General features: G+C 72.0%; 12 protein-coding genes. 8 read left to right on the forward strand and 4 right to left on the reverse strand.

Translation table 11 applies throughout. From position 1 onward, the window contains the following. Nucleotide 1: 1 nt before the first annotated feature. Both VNL12_RS06420 and dapA read left to right on the forward strand, forming a co-directional pair. Nucleotides 2–1159 carry a ferritin-like domain-containing protein gene (locus tag VNL12_RS06420; protein ID WP_325592686.1) on the forward strand — a complete coding sequence of 386 codons (1158 nt, stop codon included), beginning with the start codon at nucleotides 2–4 and terminating at the stop codon, nucleotides 1157–1159. 99 nt (nucleotides 1160–1258) lie between these two features. Beyond that, entirely contained in the window at nucleotides 1259–2143 is an 885-nt protein-coding gene (gene dapA, locus VNL12_RS06425) for a 4-hydroxy-tetrahydrodipicolinate synthase (RefSeq protein ID WP_325592688.1), read from the forward strand. Nucleotides 2144–2226: 83 nt separating this feature from the next. Here dapA and VNL12_RS06430 read toward each other — a convergent pair whose 3' ends face one another. Then, nucleotides 2227–4011, reverse strand: a complete 1785-nt coding sequence (locus tag VNL12_RS06430; protein ID WP_325592690.1) for a hypothetical protein — start codon at nucleotides 4009–4011, stop codon at nucleotides 2227–2229. A gap of 197 nt (nucleotides 4012–4208) precedes the next feature. On the opposite strand from VNL12_RS06430, the gene VNL12_RS06435 reads away from it, so the two are divergent. The 3 genes from VNL12_RS06435 to VNL12_RS06445 all read left to right on the forward strand — a co-directional run bounded on the left by VNL12_RS06435 (nucleotide 4209) and on the right by VNL12_RS06445 (nucleotide 9550). Next, complete coding sequence (locus tag VNL12_RS06435; protein WP_325592692.1) at nucleotides 4209–5882, forward strand: ribonuclease J; 1674 nt, start codon at nucleotides 4209–4211, stop codon at nucleotides 5880–5882. A 697-nt stretch (nucleotides 5883–6579) separates the two neighbouring features. Further along, nucleotides 6580–6720 (forward strand): hypothetical protein, encoded by a 141-nt coding sequence (locus VNL12_RS06440; protein WP_325592694.1) that lies wholly within the window; start codon nucleotides 6580–6582, stop codon nucleotides 6718–6720. Between the two features lie 196 nt (nucleotides 6721–6916). Continuing rightward, a complete protein-coding gene (locus VNL12_RS06445) occupies nucleotides 6917–9550 on the forward strand; it encodes a DNA translocase FtsK (protein WP_325592696.1) in 2634 nt (877 codons plus the stop codon). 178 nt (nucleotides 9551–9728) lie between these two features. Here the strand turns inward: VNL12_RS06445 and VNL12_RS06450 are convergent, their stop codons facing one another. Further along, nucleotides 9729–10526, reverse strand: coding sequence for an LLM class flavin-dependent oxidoreductase (locus VNL12_RS06450; RefSeq protein WP_325592698.1), 798 nt, complete (start codon nucleotides 10524–10526; stop codon nucleotides 9729–9731). A gap of 96 nt (nucleotides 10527–10622) precedes the next feature. Then, nucleotides 10623–11858 carry a TMEM143 family protein gene (locus VNL12_RS06455; protein ID WP_325592700.1) on the reverse strand — a complete coding sequence of 412 codons (1236 nt, stop codon included), beginning with the start codon at nucleotides 11856–11858 and terminating at the stop codon, nucleotides 10623–10625. Nucleotides 11859–12073: 215 nt separating this feature from the next. Between VNL12_RS06455 and VNL12_RS06460 the strand changes: the two genes are divergently transcribed. From VNL12_RS06460 to pgsA, 3 genes are all read left to right on the forward strand, one after another. Continuing rightward, nucleotides 12074–13822: an alkaline phosphatase D family protein gene (locus tag VNL12_RS06460; protein ID WP_325592702.1), complete on the forward strand. Its 1749-nt coding sequence runs from the start codon at nucleotides 12074–12076 to the stop codon at nucleotides 13820–13822. Nucleotides 13823–13895: 73 nt separating this feature from the next. Further along, nucleotides 13896–15215 (forward strand): 30S ribosomal protein S12 methylthiotransferase RimO, encoded by a 1320-nt coding sequence (gene rimO / locus VNL12_RS06465; protein ID WP_325592705.1) that lies wholly within the window; start codon nucleotides 13896–13898, stop codon nucleotides 15213–15215. 179 nt (nucleotides 15216–15394) lie between these two features. Then, entirely contained in the window at nucleotides 15395–16030 is a 636-nt protein-coding gene (gene pgsA / locus VNL12_RS06470) for a CDP-diacylglycerol--glycerol-3-phosphate 3-phosphatidyltransferase (RefSeq protein ID WP_325592707.1), read from the forward strand. Nucleotides 16031–16054: 24 nt separating this feature from the next. Here the strand turns inward: pgsA and VNL12_RS06475 are convergent, their stop codons facing one another. After that, the gene (locus tag VNL12_RS06475) at nucleotides 16055–16894 is read right to left on the reverse strand and encodes an HpcH/HpaI aldolase/citrate lyase family protein (protein ID WP_414654856.1); all 840 of its coding nucleotides are present in this window, start codon (nucleotides 16892–16894) and stop codon (nucleotides 16055–16057) included. Nucleotides 16895–16914: the final 20 nt, after the last annotated feature.

A 16914-nucleotide genomic window follows, 5' to 3' on the forward strand; every position in this document is an offset into this window, starting at 1 on the left:
CATGTCCACGACCGACGCCACCCCCCAAGCCATGTCCTCCACCCAGGACATCATCGGCCGCGCCGATGCCAACGACCTGGCCGAGATCCTGTCCATCACCAACACCGACGTGCACGCCACGATCCGCGCCGTCGAGGACAACGCGGACGCCATCTTCACCTGGAACTACAACAAGGGTGAGCGCAAGCCGCTCGAGAAGCTCTACGAGAAGGCCAAGACCTCACAGTGGAACGGCGAGACCGACCTGCCGTGGGAGCTCGACGTCGACGTCGAGGCCGTGGTCGCGGCGAACGCGGCGGCCGGGCTCGCCATCGACGCCGACATGGACGTCAGCGGCACCCCGTTCGAGAAGTGGGGCGACAAGGAGTGGCTCGAGCTGGGGATCGAGAGCCAGGCCTGGACCCTCAGCCAGTTCCTCCACGGTGAGCAGGGCGCTCTGCTCTGCACCGCGAAGATCGTCGAGACGGTGCCGTGGATCGACGCCAAGTACTACGCCGCCACCCAGGTGATGGACGAGGCCCGCCACGTCGAGGTCTTCGCCAAGTACCTCAACACCAAGCTCGAGGGCAGCTACCCGATCAACGCCCACCTCGGACTGCTGCTCGACGACATCGTCACCGAGAGCCGTTGGGACATGACCTACCTCGGCATGCAGATCATGGTCGAGGGCCTGGCCCTCGCCGCCTTCGGGTTCATGCACCAGATGACCACCGAGCCTCTGTTGAAGAAGCTGCTGCGGTACGTCATGAGCGACGAGGCCCGCCACGTGGCCTTCGGCGTTCTCACCCTCAAGGAGTACTACGGAGAGCTGAACGCGGCGGAGCTGCGAGAGCGTCAGGAGTTCGCCTTCGAGGCCGCGGTGCGCATGCGGGACCGCTTCATGCAGCAGGAGGTGTGGGAGCGCATGGGCGTGAAGCCCGCCGAGGTGCTCCCCCTCGTGCAGCAGGCCCCCTCACGGCAGCTGTTCCAGCAGATGCTGTTCACCAAGATCGTCCCGAACTGCAAGAAGCTGGGCCTGCTCGACGCCGGCGACGGCTGGCTGCGTCAGAAGTTCGGCGAGATCGGCGTCATCCAGTTCGAGGACCTCGCGGATACCGGCGAGGAGTACGAGATGTTCGCCCTGGCCGAGGGCGAGGCCAACAGCGGCGTGAAGGGCTGAGGGCCCCCGCCCCGGGCGCCCGCCCGGCGATCAGCGCATCGCCGGGCCGACATCGACAGGTAGGGTCACCCTGATGTTCTCTGCCTTCCCACGTCGTTGATGGCCCGCTTCGGGCGGGTGATCACCGCCATGGCCACCCCGTTCACCCCCGAGGGTGAGCTCGATGCCAAGGGCGCGGCGGACCTGGCCCGGTGGCTCGTCGCCCACGGCAACGACGGCCTCGTCGTCGCCGGCACCACCGGCGAGAGCCCGGTGCTGACCGACGACGAGCGCATCGAGCTCTTCGGTTCGGTGCGCGCCGCGGTCGACGTGCCGCTCATCGCCGGCGCCACCACCAACGACACCGCCCACAGCGTGGCCATGACCCGGGCCGCAGCCGAGGTCGGAGTCGACGCCGTCCTGGCCGTGACGCCGTACTACAACAAGCCGTCCCAGGCCGGTCTGGCCGCTCACTTCCGGGCCGTGGCCGCCGCGTCGGACCTGCCGGTCATGCTGTACGACGTCCCCGGGCGCACCGGGCGCAAGATCGCCACCGACACCATCGTCACCCTCGCCCGGGAGGTGCCCACCATCGTCGCCCTGAAGGACGCCGGCGGCGACCCGGCGGCCACCGCCCGCGTGGTCGCCGAGACCCCTGATGACTTCGAGGTCTACAGCGGCGACGAGCCCCTGACCCTCGGCTTCCTCGCCTACGGCGCCGTGGGCGTCGTCGGGGTGTCCAGCCACTGGACGGCGGCGCTCCAGGCCGAGATGGTCACCGCCTTTGAGGCCGGCGACGTGGCGACGGCGCGGCGCATCAACGCCCGGCTCCTGCCCTCGTATGCCTACATGAACACCGACGACTGCGTGTTCTCTCAGGCGGTCAAGGTGATGATGGCCGAGCTCGGTGTCCCCGTGGGCGAGTGCCGGCTGCCCCTCGGCCCCGCACCGGCGGGCACCGCGGACCGAGCCGCCGCCGTCGCCGCCGAGATCGGGCTCGTCTGACCGCGACGTGACCCGGGCCCGGGCCGCAGGCGCGCGACCGTTGCGCCCTCCCGTACGAGCTCTTGCGGTCTTCCGGCGGTGCCTCAACACAGCTCGGCTTGCGCCGCCGAGGGGTCCGGGGAGATTCGCAAGGGGAACAGCGTGACGGCGGCGACGGCGTTGTCGACGACGCGACCGGCGGTCAAGGGCTCGGTCGCGGTGTCCTCGAGACGGGCAAGGGGCTGACACCCCAACACCGCCCGCGCGATCGCGACGTCACGAGCCAGCTCGGCGTCATCGACGGACGCAAGGGTCGGCGCGTCGGCCCGGATGACGGCGGGCGCCTCTATGAGCGAGGGATCGGGGGCCAGATCGGGATCGATGTACCGAGCCCACACCCAGGCGGGCGGCAGCGCCTTCTCGTGACCGGGGCGACCACGAGCGTCGAGGTCGAGGCGGGCCGTGAGGACGTCGCCCAGCCCGAGCAGATCGGCGACGTACGCATCGGTGTCGAGGGAGTAGCTGACAGCCCCCACGCCGTAGGCCAACACGACGACCGGCGGGGAGCCGGGAGCCAGAGGCACCGGCTCCCCGCCGAGCTCGAGCGGCCGGGACCCCTCGTAGAGGCGGTGGGTGGGGTCCAGACGGATGTGGCGAGGACCGCCCGGGTCGTAGCCCCAGTCCTCGATGGTCACCGGATGGGGATGCTGAGCGTAGAAGAGAGACGCGGCGCGATTGTCGTGCACCCGACTCAACCGCTCCGCCGTCAGGGGAGGCGGCCGGAGGGCGACGAGACAGACCAGCGCCCACACGAGGGCGGCCAGGACCACCACCTGGGCCCGCCGGACAGGCACCACGGCGGCGGGTGCGATCACGGCGAGCAGCGGCGGAAGGAACAGCCGGGCGTGCATGAAGTCCCCGCCGAACCGCACGATGGCGAGACAGGCCAGGATCCCCGACACCGGCAGGGCCGCAGCCACCAGCGCACCCCGTCGCTCACCGCTCTGCCGGAGCCCGGCCACGAGCGGGACCACTCCGCCGAGCCCGAGCGCCGCCACGGGGATCCAGACCCAGTATGTGCCGACGAAGTCCCCCAGGTAGGCCCAGCCCTGGTCCCACCGGGGCTCACCCCCCTCCTTGGCGAAGTACGTGTTGGGCGTGAGGGCCCCGTAGTACCCCATGCGAAACAGCTGGAAGGTGACCGGCACCACCGCGGCAAGCCAGAACGGCCGGACCCGGGCCCTCCACCTTCCGACCTCTCCGGCGCTCACGGCGACGACGAAGACCAGGGTGAAGATCGCGTAGTCGGGGCGGATCAGCGGGCCGATCCCAACGAGCACCGCCGTCCACGGCGCCACCCGTTCGACGGGTGACCGCGACCAGCGCACCAAGGCGAAGAAGGAGGCCCCGAGCCAGGCCCAGGCCAACCCGCCCTCGAGGCCCGAGCTCGCGTAGTCCCACACCGGAGGCAGCACAGCCAGGCACAGGGCACCCACTGGGACCAGCGGAACACCGTCGGCCGGGCGACGCCACAGCTCCGCGGCGGCGGCGATCGAGAGTCCCAGCCCGGTGAGGGTGAGGGCGATCCCGAGGAGCACGGCGATCCACTCGAGGCGGAGCGGCAGCGCCGCATCCGCCCCCGAGAGCACCGCGATCCAGGCCGGGCTGGTCGCCACCTCGACCCGCTCACCCGAGTTGAAGACCGGTCCGTTGCCCGCCACGACCTGCGAGACGACCCGCAGGTTGATGAAACCGTCGTCGGACATCCACCGCTGATCCCAGGCCATGGCGACGAGGAGCAGCAACGGGAGGGTGGCCAGGGCGCCATCGGTCGGCCGCCCTCCACGCCAGAGCTTGCCCCCCAGCCCGCGGACACGACGAACGATCACGGCGTGGCGAGCAGCTGGCCATCGGTCGCCAAGGGGGTCTCCTCCGGGCCGGCGCGGCACCCAGACGGCACAGCTGCGGACCCTACCCGCGGCCGACCCGGGCGCGGCCACCGATGCCGGCGACGAGAACGGCGGCCGACATCGTCGGTGACCAGACGCAGGGGGGCGTGCACCGCGGCCCCTAGTGTCGGGTGGTGATGACCCCACGCCCTTCCGTCCACGTCACGTTCCTCGGAGGGCTCGGTGAGATCGGGCGCAACTGCGCGGCGGTCGAGTACGAGGGCCGGATCCTGCTCATCGACTGTGGGCTGATGTTCCCCGACGCCGACATGCTCGGGGTCGACCTGGTGCTGCCCGACTTCACCTGGCTGAAGGAGAACGCGGACCGCATCGAGGGGTGCATCGTCACCCACGGCCACGAGGACCACCACGGCGCCCTGTCGTTCCTGCTCCGGGACCTGTCGTTCCCCCTCATCGGCTCGGCCCTGTCGCTGGCCCTGGCCCGGAACCGCATCGAGGAGGCCGGCCTCCTCGACCGCACCGAGATGATCGTCGTCAAGGACCGTGAGCGCCGCACGTTCGGCCCCTTCGACTGCGAGTTCATCCCCGTCACCCACTCGGTGCCCCACGGCTTCTCGACCGCCATCCACACGCCGCAGGGCACCATCGTCCACTCCGGCGACTGGAAGCTCGACCTCACGCCGGTCGACGGCCGCCTCACCGACCTGGCCGCCATCGGGGCCATCGCCGAGGACGAGGGCATCCGCCTGCTGCTCTCGGACTCCACCAACGCAGATCAGCACGGCCACTCCCGCAGCGAGACCACCGTCGGCAAGGTCCTCTACGACCTGTTCCACGCCCACGAGGGCCGGCGCATCATCACGACCTGCTTCGCCAGCCACATCCACCGGGTGCAGCAGGTGGCCGACGCCGCCATCGCCTTCGACCGGGTGGTGGCCACCCTCGGCATGTCGATGCGCAAGAACGTGCGCCTGGCCCGCGAGATGGGTCTCTTGACCATCCCCGACTCGCACCTGCGCGACATCGAGGACGTGAGGGACACGGACCCCGGCAAGGTGTGCGTCATCTCGACCGGTTCCCAGGGCGAGCCCATGTCGGCGCTGGCCAAGATGGCGGCCAAGGAGTCGAAGTTCATCGACCTCGACGCCAGCGACACGGTGATCCTCAGCTCGCACCCGATCCCCGGCAACGAGATGAACGTGTCCAAGGTGATCGACGGGCTCGTGCGCCTCGGCGTGCAGGTCGTGCACTCGGGCATCGAGGACGTGCACGCCACCGGTCACGCCAAGGCCGACGAGCTCAAGACGCTCCTCTCGATCGCCAAGCCCGAGTGGTTCATCCCCGTCCACGGCGAGTTCCGCCACCTCACGGCCCACGCCGGGCTGGCCCGCCAGATGGGCGTGAAGAAGGACAAGGCGATCGTCTGCGAGGACGGCGACCGCGTGGAGATCTCCGACAAGGGCGTCAAGAAGGTCGGCCGGGTGCCGGCCAGCTACCTCTACGTCGACGGTTCGGGCGTCGGCGACATCGGACACGGCGTGCTGCGCGACCGCAAGGTGCTCGCCGAGGAGGGCGTCGTCGTCGTGATCCTCACCGTCGACTCTGATTCGGCATCGATGTTGCTCGGCCCCGAGATCATCACCCGCGGGTGGGTCCATGCCTCAGAGGCCGAGGACATGCTCGACGAGTGCCGCCTGCTGATCACCGACGAGGTGAAGCGGGCGCTGTCGGGCGGGCAGAAGTCCGACGTCGAGGCCCTGGGCCGCATCGTGCGCCGGGTCACCGGCAAGTTCGTGAGCGACCGCACCCGCCGTCGCCCCATGATCGTCCCGGTCGTCCTTGAGGCCTGAGCGCCTGAACGTCGTACGGATGTGTGCCACCGGGGTTCACGGGCGTACGCAGCTCGTGGCTCGCGGGCGTCCTCGGACCCGACGGATCTCGCGGGCCGCCTGCCTGAGCGCAGGCGCGGAGTGCCGTCATCTTCCGGCTGATCCGGCGACGTCGTCGCCGCGGGTCATGTGCAGGTGGCTCGGCCTGGGCGCAGAGCGAGGGCACGCCGTGGGTCGCGCTCGTGGATCAGCGGAAGACGTGGCCCGGCGCCTTCGGGCCTCGGCTGTGGCGGCGGGCTGTGGCCCGAGCCTCGGATGTGGGCCTCGGGGCGACTGGCTGGCGACCATCACCCGTCGGTCACCGCGTGGTGCGGGCCCCCCGATCTGGCCGGCCCCGTCGCGGGGCGGGACGACAGTGCCGCCCCTGGTGAGCTCAGCCGACGGGCGACATGCCGAGCGCGACGCGCCCGGTGAAGCGCGCCTGCTTGGCTGGGGGCAGGGGTGGAACATGGCTCCCACGGCGTCGCGGTGCAGCCGCTCGAGCACACAGGTCCGGCTGTCATCGAGCACGACGGTGTGCGAGCCCGTGTCCCGCAACCCGAGGCTGTCCCAGGTCTCCTCGATGCGCATCCCCGCGGGCGAGAGGGGGATCGAGCAGTGAAGGACCTGCGGACCGTCGCGGGCGTCGGCCCACCGACGGGGTGCTGGCCGAGGTGTGGTGCTGATCGCCGAAACCCTCGGCGCCGGACTGACCCACGGCCACCACCTCTGGTTCGGACTCGACCGCAACGTCGGCCGCTCCCTGACCACGATCGCCACCGAGATGGACATCACCATCCACGTCCTCGACAGGCACTGAACCAGTCGGACACGAACCCCCCACACGATCCGACAAGGCCACCGGGCACCACCACCTCGGCGATGCCGGTTACCCATCATCGAAGCTCGTGGCCGGGAGTGGCCCGCCGGGCCCGACGCGTCGGAGCGGTCAGGTAGCCACCGGGCGCGCGGGTGTCCGCCCCACGGTGGGCGGTCGCTGGTAGCGTCACGGCACTGTGACCGCCACCAGCCGTAGCCCCCGCTCGGCGGGTCGGGGCGGGTCCGGAGGCTCCGGATCGTCCCGCTCCCGCGCTGCGTCCTCGGGGCGCGGCCCCGGCGCGGGAGGCAAGCCGCCGACCAAGGGGAAGCGCAAGGCCACCGCCAAGGGCAAGGGCGCCTCGACGCGCTCGAGCACCACCGCCCGGGGCCGGGCTCCCGCCGGTCGGGGGCCCATCGGCGACACCACGCTGGTGCGGATGGCCAAGGCCACGTCGCGGGCCACCGCGGGCCACCGCGCCGATCTGGCCGGTCTCGTGTTGATCCTCCTGGCCATCATCGCCGCCCTCGGTGTCTACGGAGGTGATCTCGGCGGACCGCTCGGCCGGGGTGTGGCTCGCGGCATCGGCCTCCTCGTCGGAGGCGCCCGCATCCTCGCGCCCCCGGCCCTGCTGGGTGTCGGCGCCCTGCTCATCCGAGGCCGTACCGCGCCCGGGCCCGTGCCCGACCCCGAGACCGGCGAGATCCCCCTCGCCGCCCACGGCCCCGCCCGCCGGGCCCTGGGCAGCGTCCTGCTGGTCGTCGCCGGGTTGGGCCTCCTGCACCTGGGCCGGGGCGCACCCTCTCTCGACGCGTCCGGCGACGACCTCGTCGAGGCCGCCGGGTTCCTCGGGGCGTCGGTGGGCGAGCCCCTTCAGGATCTCGTCGCCACCGGGGGGGCTCTCGCCGTGCTCGCCGCCCTGACCATCGCCGGCGGCGTCCTCGTCGCCGATCTCACCCTTCGCGTCGCATCGCGCACTGTTGCCACCGGGGTGGCCGCCGGGGCCCGGCCCGCCGCCACCAGCGCCAAGCGTGCCTTCGGCTCCCTGTTCCACCTCGAGCGCGAGACCCGCGAGGCCGACGGTGGCGGCGACGGCCCCGCGTTCTCCGCCGGTGGCGCCGTCGACCTCACCGACGGGGCCGCCGACGGGAACGGGGGCATCTACGACTTCGAGGCGGAGATGGAAGCGGCTGCCGCGCCCCGGCGGCGTCGGCGCCTGCCGCCAGAGCCGGCCGCCGAGCCCGAGCAGCTCGAGATCGACCTCGGACCCGGCGCCTCGCCCTCGGCGTGGAAGCTGCCGTCGGCCAAGGTGCTCACCCGGGTCGGGGCCCAGGCCGTCGACCGCAAGGCCGTCGAGGACGTCGGACGCCACCTGGCCCACGCCCTGGCCGAGCACAGCGTCGAGACCCGCCTCGTCGGCATGACCGTCGGCCCCACCGTCACCCGCTACGAGCTCGAGCTCGGCCCCGGCGTCAAGGTCGCCCGGGTCACCAGCCTCCACCGCGACATCGCCTACGCCATGGCCACGCCCGATGTCCGCATCCTCGCGCCCATCCCCGGCAAGCAGGCCATCGGCGTCGAGATCCCCAACGCCAGCAAGCAGCTGGTCACCGTGGGCGACATCCTGGCCAGCCCCGAGGCCCGGGCCGCCACCCATCCCCTCGAGGTCGCCGTCGGGCGCGACATCGACGGCAAGGCGGTCATGGCCGCGCTGGCGGCGATGCCCCACGTCCTCATCGCCGGCGCGACCGGTGCCGGCAAGTCGTCGTGCATCAACTCGTTGCTCACCTCGGTGCTGATGCGGGCCACACCCGACCAGGTGCGGATGATCCTCGTCGACCCCAAGCAGGTCGAGATGGGCCAGTACAACCGGCTGCCCCACCTGCTCACCGAGGTCGTCACCGACCCCAAGAAGGCGGCCAACGCCCTGGCCTGGGCGGTGCGAGAGATGGAGCGGCGCTACGACCTGCTCGCGGATGTCGGCTTCCGCGACATCACCGGCTACAACGCGGCCCACGACAAGGGCATGCTCCAGCCCGAGAAGCCGTCGGACCCGACCTACCCCCGTCTCCCGTTCATCCTCGTCGTGATCGACGAGCTGGCCGACCTCATGATGGTCGCGGCTCGCGACGTGGAGGAGTCCATCACCCGCATCGCCCAGAAGGCCCGCGCTGTGGGCATCCACCTGGTCATCGCCACCCAGCGCCCGTCGGTCAACGTGATCACCGGCCTGATCAAGGCCAACGTGCCGAGTCGCTGGGCCTTCGCCGTCTCCAGCAGCACCGACAGCCGGGTCATCCTCGACCAGCAGGGCGCCGAGCGGCTGCTGGGCAAGGGCGACATGTTGCTCATGGGGCCATCTTCCAGCGTGGCGCACCGGGTGCAGGGCTCGTGGGTCACCGAGGAGGAGGTCCGCCAGGTCGTCGCCCACTGGCGCCGCCAGTCACCCGAGGTCAGCTACGACGAGACGGTGCTCGGCTCCGACGAGGCCGGCGGGTCCTCGGCTCGCGGCTCCTCGGCGAGCTCTGGTGGCGGCGGCGACGATGACGACGAGCTGCTGCTCCAGGCCACCGAGCTGGTGGTCCGGAGCCAGCTGGGGTCGACCTCCATGTTGCAGCGCAAGCTCAAGGTCGGCTTCGCCCGGGCCGGGCGCATCATGGACCTCCTCGAGCAGCGGGGGGTGGTCGGCCCGTCGATCGGGTCGAAGGCCCGCGACGTGCTGATGACCGTCGCCGAGCTCGAAGGCGCCCCCGGCGCCAGCAGCAGCGGCAGCGGCGACATGGCTCCCAGTGCCGACGGCTCGGCCCCGAAGCCGTCTGACGACGCCTTCTGAGGTCGCCTGGTCACTCCAGGCGGAGGCGCCCGGTCGCCAGGACGTCCTTGAGGCGCAGGAGCCCAGCGCCTGCGTCGTGGGGTTCCGGCGGCGGAGCCGCGCGTTCGATGAGCCCGCACCCCTGCGCCGACTCGCCCACCGGACCCCACAGCGCCGGACCCTGCTGCTCGGGATCGCGTCAGCGGGGCGGGCCCGCAGCGGCGTCGGCGAGGACCCATGCGGCCTCCGCGTCGGGCGGGTAGGAGTGCAACGCCCACGTCACGCCGGGCACGTCGAGCAGGGCCGGATCGTCGAAGGGCGACACCCGGACGGCCACGTCGAAGCCATCGAGGGACCCCCGCACGGCGACCACCTCGTCGAGGGCGCGCTGCAGCAGAGTGACGTCGACCTCGATGATGAACATGCCGTCGTAGCGCGCTGCGCGCCGCACCGGGCGCAGGGCGCGATCGCGGGCGGCGAACCACAGGGGGATCCGGGGCGCCTGGAGCGGGGTGGGGGAGAAGGTGACGCCGTCGACGGTGAAGTTGGGCCCGCGGTGCGAGACGTGCTGGCCACTCCAGGCTCGGGCCAGCAGGTCGGCGCCCTCGTCGAGGATGGCGCCCCGGGCGACGGGGTCGACCACCTCGCCGAATCGGGTCAGCTCACCGGCGGTGTCGACCCCGAGGCCGAGGCCGACGACGAGGCGCCCGGCGCTCAGGTGGTCGAGGGTGACGGTCTGGCGGACCAGGGGGGCGATGCGCCGCCGGGAGATGGGCGTGACCATGGGGCCCAGCCGCAGCCGCCAGGACCGCACCGCAACGGCGGCCAGCATGGTCCACACATCGGCGATGTCGCGGACCTCGCCCGGGTCGCGGTGCACGTGGTCCCAGAGGAACAGGCCGTCCCACCCGCCACCCTCGGCGGCTTCGGCGAGGTCGATCATCCGGGCCGGATCGCTCAGCTCCGCGAAGGGCGCGACGTAGAGGGCGTGTTGCACGCCGGTCACCGTATGGCACCGGGCGACGACGCACCGGGTGACGACGCAGCCGGTGATGACGCACCGGGCGACGCCGCTCCCGAGTGGCGCGACCGCTCAGCGCGGGAGGGCGGGGGCGGCGAAGTACGCGTCCCAGCGCTGGTCGAGGCGGCGCCGGGCCTCGTCGAGCGACACGGCGTGGTGCTCGTCGTCGCGCACCTCGATGAGGCCAAGGTCGCCCAGCTTGTCGAGGGCGTCTCGCACATCGAAGTCGAAGACGCAGTCCAGGTGCTCGGCCGACCACGCCTCGATCCGTTCGTCGAGGCCGTCGGCGGTCTCGGGTCCGTCGGTCAAGAAGTGCAGGGCGAGCAGTATCTCCTTGATCTCCTCCTCGGCGGCGGCGTCGAGCAGGTGGTGGAAGACGCCCACGTCGTTGTCGAGGTTCCGGAAGTAGAGGTTCTCGGACAACGTCTTCATGAACTGGATGCGCCGGTTCTTGAACTTGGTCCACTGGCGCCAACCGAAGGCGAGGAGCGACCCGAGGCCCAGGGCGATGGCGGCGAGCTGGGTCTGGCCGATGTCCACCTCGTCGTCGCGCACGCCGACCCAGAACAGCACCAGCAGCACCAGCAGGCCGAGCGACGACGCCACCTTGGTGACGAGGACCACCAGCCCGCTCAGCAGGGCCGGGACCCCGATGACGAGCTTGTCGGTGGTGCGCATCCGCACCTCGGTGTTGGGCAGCAGCATCTCCAGGTCGGCCCGCGGCACGTCCTGGAAGAGCTTGATGATGGTGGAACCGGGCTCGAACGGAAGGTCACGGCGCCCGGCGGCCTCGAAGTGCTCGGCGTCGCGGAACTTCAGGTAGATGAGAATCCGGGCGCAGTTGGTGAACTCGACCGGCTTGTGCCTCAGCCCGAAGAGGTGGCTCACCTCTTCGGTGCGCCTCGACAGGCCCCGACGGAAGAAGAGGATCTCGTCGAAGTCGTCGAGGTCGACGTGCAGGCGGAGCTTGAGCAGCGACTCGCCCTCGACGGCGCCGCCCAGCACCTCGCGACCGACGGCCTCGTAGTTGGCCGCCTCGACCAGGTCTGTGAGCGCGGCCACCAGCACCCGCTGGCACTCGGTGCGCTCGTCATCGCTCCAGGTGCGGATCACCCGGTGATCGGCGTCGGGGTTGAACGGCGCGTAGGCGTCCTTCAGCCGCTCCAGCTCCTGGCGGTACTCGTGGTGCACGACGGCGGCCACGATGCGGTGCAGCTCGCGGAACCGCTCCGGCTCGGATGACTCGGTGGCCAGGATGTCGACCAGGTCCCGCAGCCGGAACGGGATCCATCGCTCGGCAGCTGACACCCCCACCACCCTAGGAGCGGCGTCGCGCGCCTCCCCGGCCGGGTCTGGGGCAACGGCGACGTGGCCGTGCCGACCACGCACCCGGACATGACGATGCACCGGTGTCGTCGGGGAGGGTACCGACGTGACGAACCGGTGCGACCGAGTCCGCGACCGCTGACCGCGACCGGGGCGGAGGTGGGTCGCCCCGGGCGTGTGCGGGTAGGGCGCCACCCATGGTCGGACTGGTGCTGGGACCGCTGCTGCGTTGTGTTGAGGGGACCTCGGCGACGGTGTGGGTCGAGGTCGATGCTCCCTGCGAGGTGGAGGTCGACGCCGGACCCGGTCGCGGGACGGCGCACACGGTGGCGGTGGCCGGCCGCCACTACGCCCTGGTCGTCGTGCGGGACCTACCCCCGGCCGCGGGCACCCCCTACACGGTGGCGCTCGATGGCGAGGCGGTCTGGCCCGAGGCCGGAGCTGACCTGCCCCCCAGCGTCATCCGCACCGCCGATCCGTCCCGCCCGGTGCAGGTCGTGTTCGGGTCGTGTCGCATCGACGCGCCCCACGAGCCGCCGTGGGACGGTCCCCACACCACCGACGAGCGGGGCATGGGGGTCGACGCCCTCGACGCTCTGGCCCGCCGTCTGGCCCGGGGCGAGACCGACGACCGGCCGGACCTCCTCGCCCTGCTGGGCGACCAGATCTACGCCGATGCCGTCGTCGACGGGCACGGCGAGCGCCCCGACCGCGGCCCCGATGGCGCACCACCGAGATCGGTGGCCGACCTCGACGGCTACGTCGAGGTGTACCACCGGACCTGGTCGACCCCGCACGTCCGCTGGCTGCTGTCGACGGTGCCGTCGACAATGGTGTTCGACGACCACGACATCGTCGACGACTGGAACCTCTCGGCCGCATGGCTCGCCCGCATCGCCCGTCAGCCGTGGTGGGACGACCGCATCTCCGGCGGCCTGGTGTCGTACTGGATCTACCAGCACTGGGGGAACCTCCCGCCGTCGGCGCTGGCCGACGATCCGGTCTCGGTCGCGGTGGCCGGGAGCGACGATGCGACCGACCTCCTCACCGAGCTGGCCGACGGGTGGCGCCTCGATCGCTCCGACCCTCGCGCTCACCGGTGGAGCACCACCCGTGACATCATGGGCTCGGCCACGGTGCGGCTGGTGATGGTCGACACCCGAAACTCGCGGCGCCTCACCGAGGGCGACCGGGCCATCGTCGACGACGACGAGATGGCCTGGATCGAGGACCGGGCGCGCGTCGACCGCGACGGCCTCGACCACCTGCTGATCGGGTCGCCGTTGCCGTGGTTGCTGCCCGAAGGGGTCCACGACGTCGAACGCTCGGCCGACGCGCTCGGCGGCGGGCGCTGGGGTCCGCTGGGGCGGTGGCTGGCCGAGCGGGCGCGCCGGGCCGGCGACCTCGAGCACTGGGCCAGCTTCGGTGACTCGTTCGAGGCCCTGGCCGCGCTGATCACGTCCGTCGCGTCCGGCGCGCAGGGCCCGCCGCCGTCGTCGGTGCTGGTCCTCTCCGGCGACGTGCACTTCAGCTACCTGGCCTGGGCCGAGGTCGACACCTCCGACGGATCCGACCTGGCCTCGGCCGCGGCCACCGGCTCCGGCGGGCCCGACGGCGGTGCCCCGGCTCGTGTGGTCCAGCTGGTCTGCTCGCCGCTGCGCAACGGTGTGCCCGCCAACCTCCAGCGGGTGCTCCGGCTCGCGTCCTCCCGGGTCGGGAGACTGGCCGGGCACCTCGCTCGCCGCACCGCCGCCCACGGTGACGAGCCGGTCGACTGGCGCCTCGACGAGGGTCCGTGGTTCGGTAACTTCGTCGCCAGCCTCACCTTCGACGGGCGCACCGCGACCGTCCGCTTCGAGCGCAGCCGCCACGACCCCGACGGCCGCGCCGACCTCGTCACCGTCCACGAGGAGCGCCTCGCCGGCCCCCCGCAGCGGGCCCGGTGAGCCCGGTCCCTCGTCCGGTCGCCGTCGGCCCGACCGGGGGACGCCGAGCACGACGCCGGTAGTATCGCTCGTCGTGCCCGCCCGCTCCTACCACGTCGAGACGCTCGGCTGCCCCAAGAACCAGGTCGACTCGGAGAAGCTCACCGGGCGCCTCGTCGCCGACGGGCTGATCGAGGCCTCCGAGCCCACCGATGCCGACGTCGTGGTCGTCAACACGTGCGCGTTCATCGACGAGGCCCGCCAGGAGTCCATCGACACCATCCTCGCCCTGGCCGACGTTCGCCGCGAGGGGTCGCGCCTCGTGGTCACCGGCTGCATGGCCGAACGCTACGGCGACGAGCTGGCCGCCGAGCTGCCCGAGGTCGACGCCGTCGTCGGGTTCGGCCAGTCGCTCCTCGGCCCCGGCGTGATCGCGACCGGCGCAGCACCTCCGTCGCTGTCGGTGCCGGTGCTGCTGCGCCCCCGGGTCGGCACCGCCGGAGGTGAGCTGGTGGCGGGCGTGCCCGACTTCGACCTGCTCAACCTGCCCCGGCCGGCGGCCTCGGCGCCGTGGGCGTACGTGAAGATCGCCGAGGGCTGCGACCGGGCGTGTGGCTTCTGCGCCATCCCCAGCTTCCGCGGCCCGCAGCGCAGCCGGACCCCGGAGTCGATCCTGGCCGAGGTCGACCAGCTGGGGGCCCAGGAGATCGTGCTGGTCGCCCAGGACCTCGCCTCCTACGGTCGGGACCAGGGCGTCGGCGAGCGGGGCCTCGTTCCCCTCGTGGGCGCCGTGGCCGAGCGGGTGGCGCGGGTTCGACTGCTCTACCTCTACCCCTCGGATCTCACCGACGGGCTGATCGACGCCATCTGCGCCTCGGGCGTGCCCTACTTCGACCTCTCCCTCCAGCACGTGTCGCGCCCGTTGATGCGGCGCATGCGACGCTGGGGCGACGGTGACCGGTTCCGGGCCCGCATCGACGACATCCGGCGGCGCGAGCCCGAGGCCGCTCTGCGCTCGAACTTCATCGTCGGCTACCCCGGCGAGACCGAGGAGGATCACGACGCCCTCCTGCGCTTCGTCACCGACGTGGAGCTCGACTGGTGCGGGTTCTTCTCCTACTCCGATGAGGAGGGCACCTACGCCGCCGGCCTCGACGGGGCGGTTCCGGCCGCGCTGGTGGCCGAGCGCCTGGCCGAGCTGCGCGAGACCCAGGACGCCATCACCGAGCACCGTCGGGCCGACCTCATCGGTGAGGCCGTCGATGTGCTCGTCGACGCCCCCGGGGTCGGGCGCAGCCACCGCGAAGCCCCCGAGATCGACGGGATCATCACCGTTCCCGACCACCTCCCGGTCGGCGACATCGTGCGCCTGACCGTCACCGGCGCCGCCGGCCCCGACCTCGACGCCGACTGACAGGGCCTCCCTTCTCGCGCGGTGGGGTGCGTGGACGCCTCCTGATCGCGGGAGAACGGTGGTCCGGCGGAGCGGGAGACGCACGCCTTGCGGGCCACTCCGGGCCGATGTGACCTCGGGCCGCCGGGGCGGGTCGGATGTCCGTGGAACGGCGCGACGCGTGGCAGTATCCAGAGACCATGGGGGACGCAACGCGCGAGCCACCACGAGCCACCGATCAGCACGACGGGGCGTTCGTCGACGACGGCCGCTACGGGCCGTCGGCCCTGATGACGCCGGCCAACGCGGTGACGGTCATCCGGCTCCTGTTCTCACCCGCCCTGCTGGTGATGATCGTGCGGGAACCCAGCTCCTGGCTGGCCGTGGGCCTGTGGTTCGCCCTCGGGTTCACCGACGGCATCGACGGGTTCCTGGCCCGCCGCCACGGCACCACGCGTTCCGGCGCGTTCCTCGACCCCCTCGCCGACAAGGTGCTGGTGCTCGGCGCGCTCTACGCCCTCGTGGCCGCCGGACGGTTCGGTTGGCTGCCGGTGGTCATCGTCAGCGCCCGCGAGCTGGCCATCTCGGTGTACCGGATGCACCTCGGCCGCTCGGGGCTGGCGGTGCCGGCGCGCACCCTGGCCAAGGTCAAGACCGTGGTGCAGGAGCTCGCGGTGTTCCTGGCCCTGCTGCCGCTCACCGTCGACCACCCCACCGTCGCCGACGTCGCGCTGTGGATCGCCGTCGGCTTCACCCTGGTGAGCGGAGCGCAATACCTCTTCGACGGCCGGGGGGCCGCCACCACCCTCGGCCACCGAAACCGCGCCCCGTCCTGACCGGGCGCGGCGCGGCGGGGGAGCTCAACCCTCGTCGAGCGCGGCGATGGCGTCGGCCAGGGCGATGAGACGCTGGGCGTTCTCCACGTGCATGTTCTCGATCATGCGGCCCCCGTGGGTGACGACGCCCTTCCCGGCGGCGACCCCCTCGTCGAAGGTGGCGATGAGAGCACGGGCGTCGTCGACCGCGTCGGGAGCCGGCGCCCACACCCGGTTGGCCGGCTCCAGCTGGCTCGGGTGGATGAGCGTCTTGCCGTCGAACCCCATCTGGCGGCCCTGGACGCACTCGGCCTCGAAGCCGTCGGGATCCTTGATGTCGTTGTACACGCCGTCGAGGATCACCTTGCCGGTGGCCCGGGCGGCCAAGAGGCACAGGCCGAGGCCGGCCAGCAGCGGCTGACGGCCCCCGACGTGCTCGGCGTGGAGCTCCTTGGCCAGGTCGTTGGTTCCCATCACCAGCACCGTGAGGCGCTCTGAGCAGGCCGCGATCTCCTCGGCGTGGAGCATCGCCACCGGGGTCTCGACCATGGCCCAGATCCGGGTGCGGTCGGGTGCGCCGGCGGCTTCGAGGCGTTGTTCGATGGCGGCCACGTCAGCCACCGAGGCGACCTTGGGCACCACGATCGCCGCGGGCCCGGCCTCGGCCGCGGCCCGGACGTCGTCGGAGTGCCACTCGGTGTCGAGCCCGTTGACCCGGATCGCCAGCTCGCGGTGGCCGTAGGCGCCCGAGGTCACCGCGGCACACACCCGATCCCGCGCCTCGGCCTTGGCGTCGGGCGCGACCGCGTCCTCGAGGTCGAAGATGATCGCGTCGGCGGGCAGCCCCTTGGCCTTCTCGAGGGCCCGCTCGTTGGCCCCGGGCATGTAGAGCACCGAGCGGCGCG

Source organism: Iamia sp., assembly GCF_035575815.1.
Lineage (GTDB): Bacteria > Actinomycetota > Acidimicrobiia > Acidimicrobiales > Iamiaceae > Iamia.

Excerpts from the sequence above, each read along its gene's own strand:
- pgsA (WP_325592707.1), top strand. The coding sequence starts at position 15,395 with ATGGGGGACGCAACGCGCGAGCCACCACGAGCCACCGATCAGCACGAC.
- VNL12_RS06435 (WP_325592692.1), top strand. The coding sequence starts at position 4,209 with ATGACCCCACGCCCTTCCGTCCACGTCACGTTCCTCGGAGGGCTCGGT.
- dapA (WP_325592688.1), top strand. The coding sequence starts at position 1,259 with ATGGCCCGCTTCGGGCGGGTGATCACCGCCATGGCCACCCCGTTCACC.
- VNL12_RS06475 (WP_414654856.1), bottom strand. The coding sequence starts at position 16,894 with ATGCCCGGGGCCAACGAGCGGGCCCTCGAGAAGGCCAAGGGGCTGCCC.
- VNL12_RS06460 (WP_325592702.1), top strand. The coding sequence starts at position 12,074 with ATGGTCGGACTGGTGCTGGGACCGCTGCTGCGTTGTGTTGAGGGGACC.
- VNL12_RS06420 (WP_325592686.1), top strand. The coding sequence starts at position 2 with ATGTCCACGACCGACGCCACCCCCCAAGCCATGTCCTCCACCCAGGAC.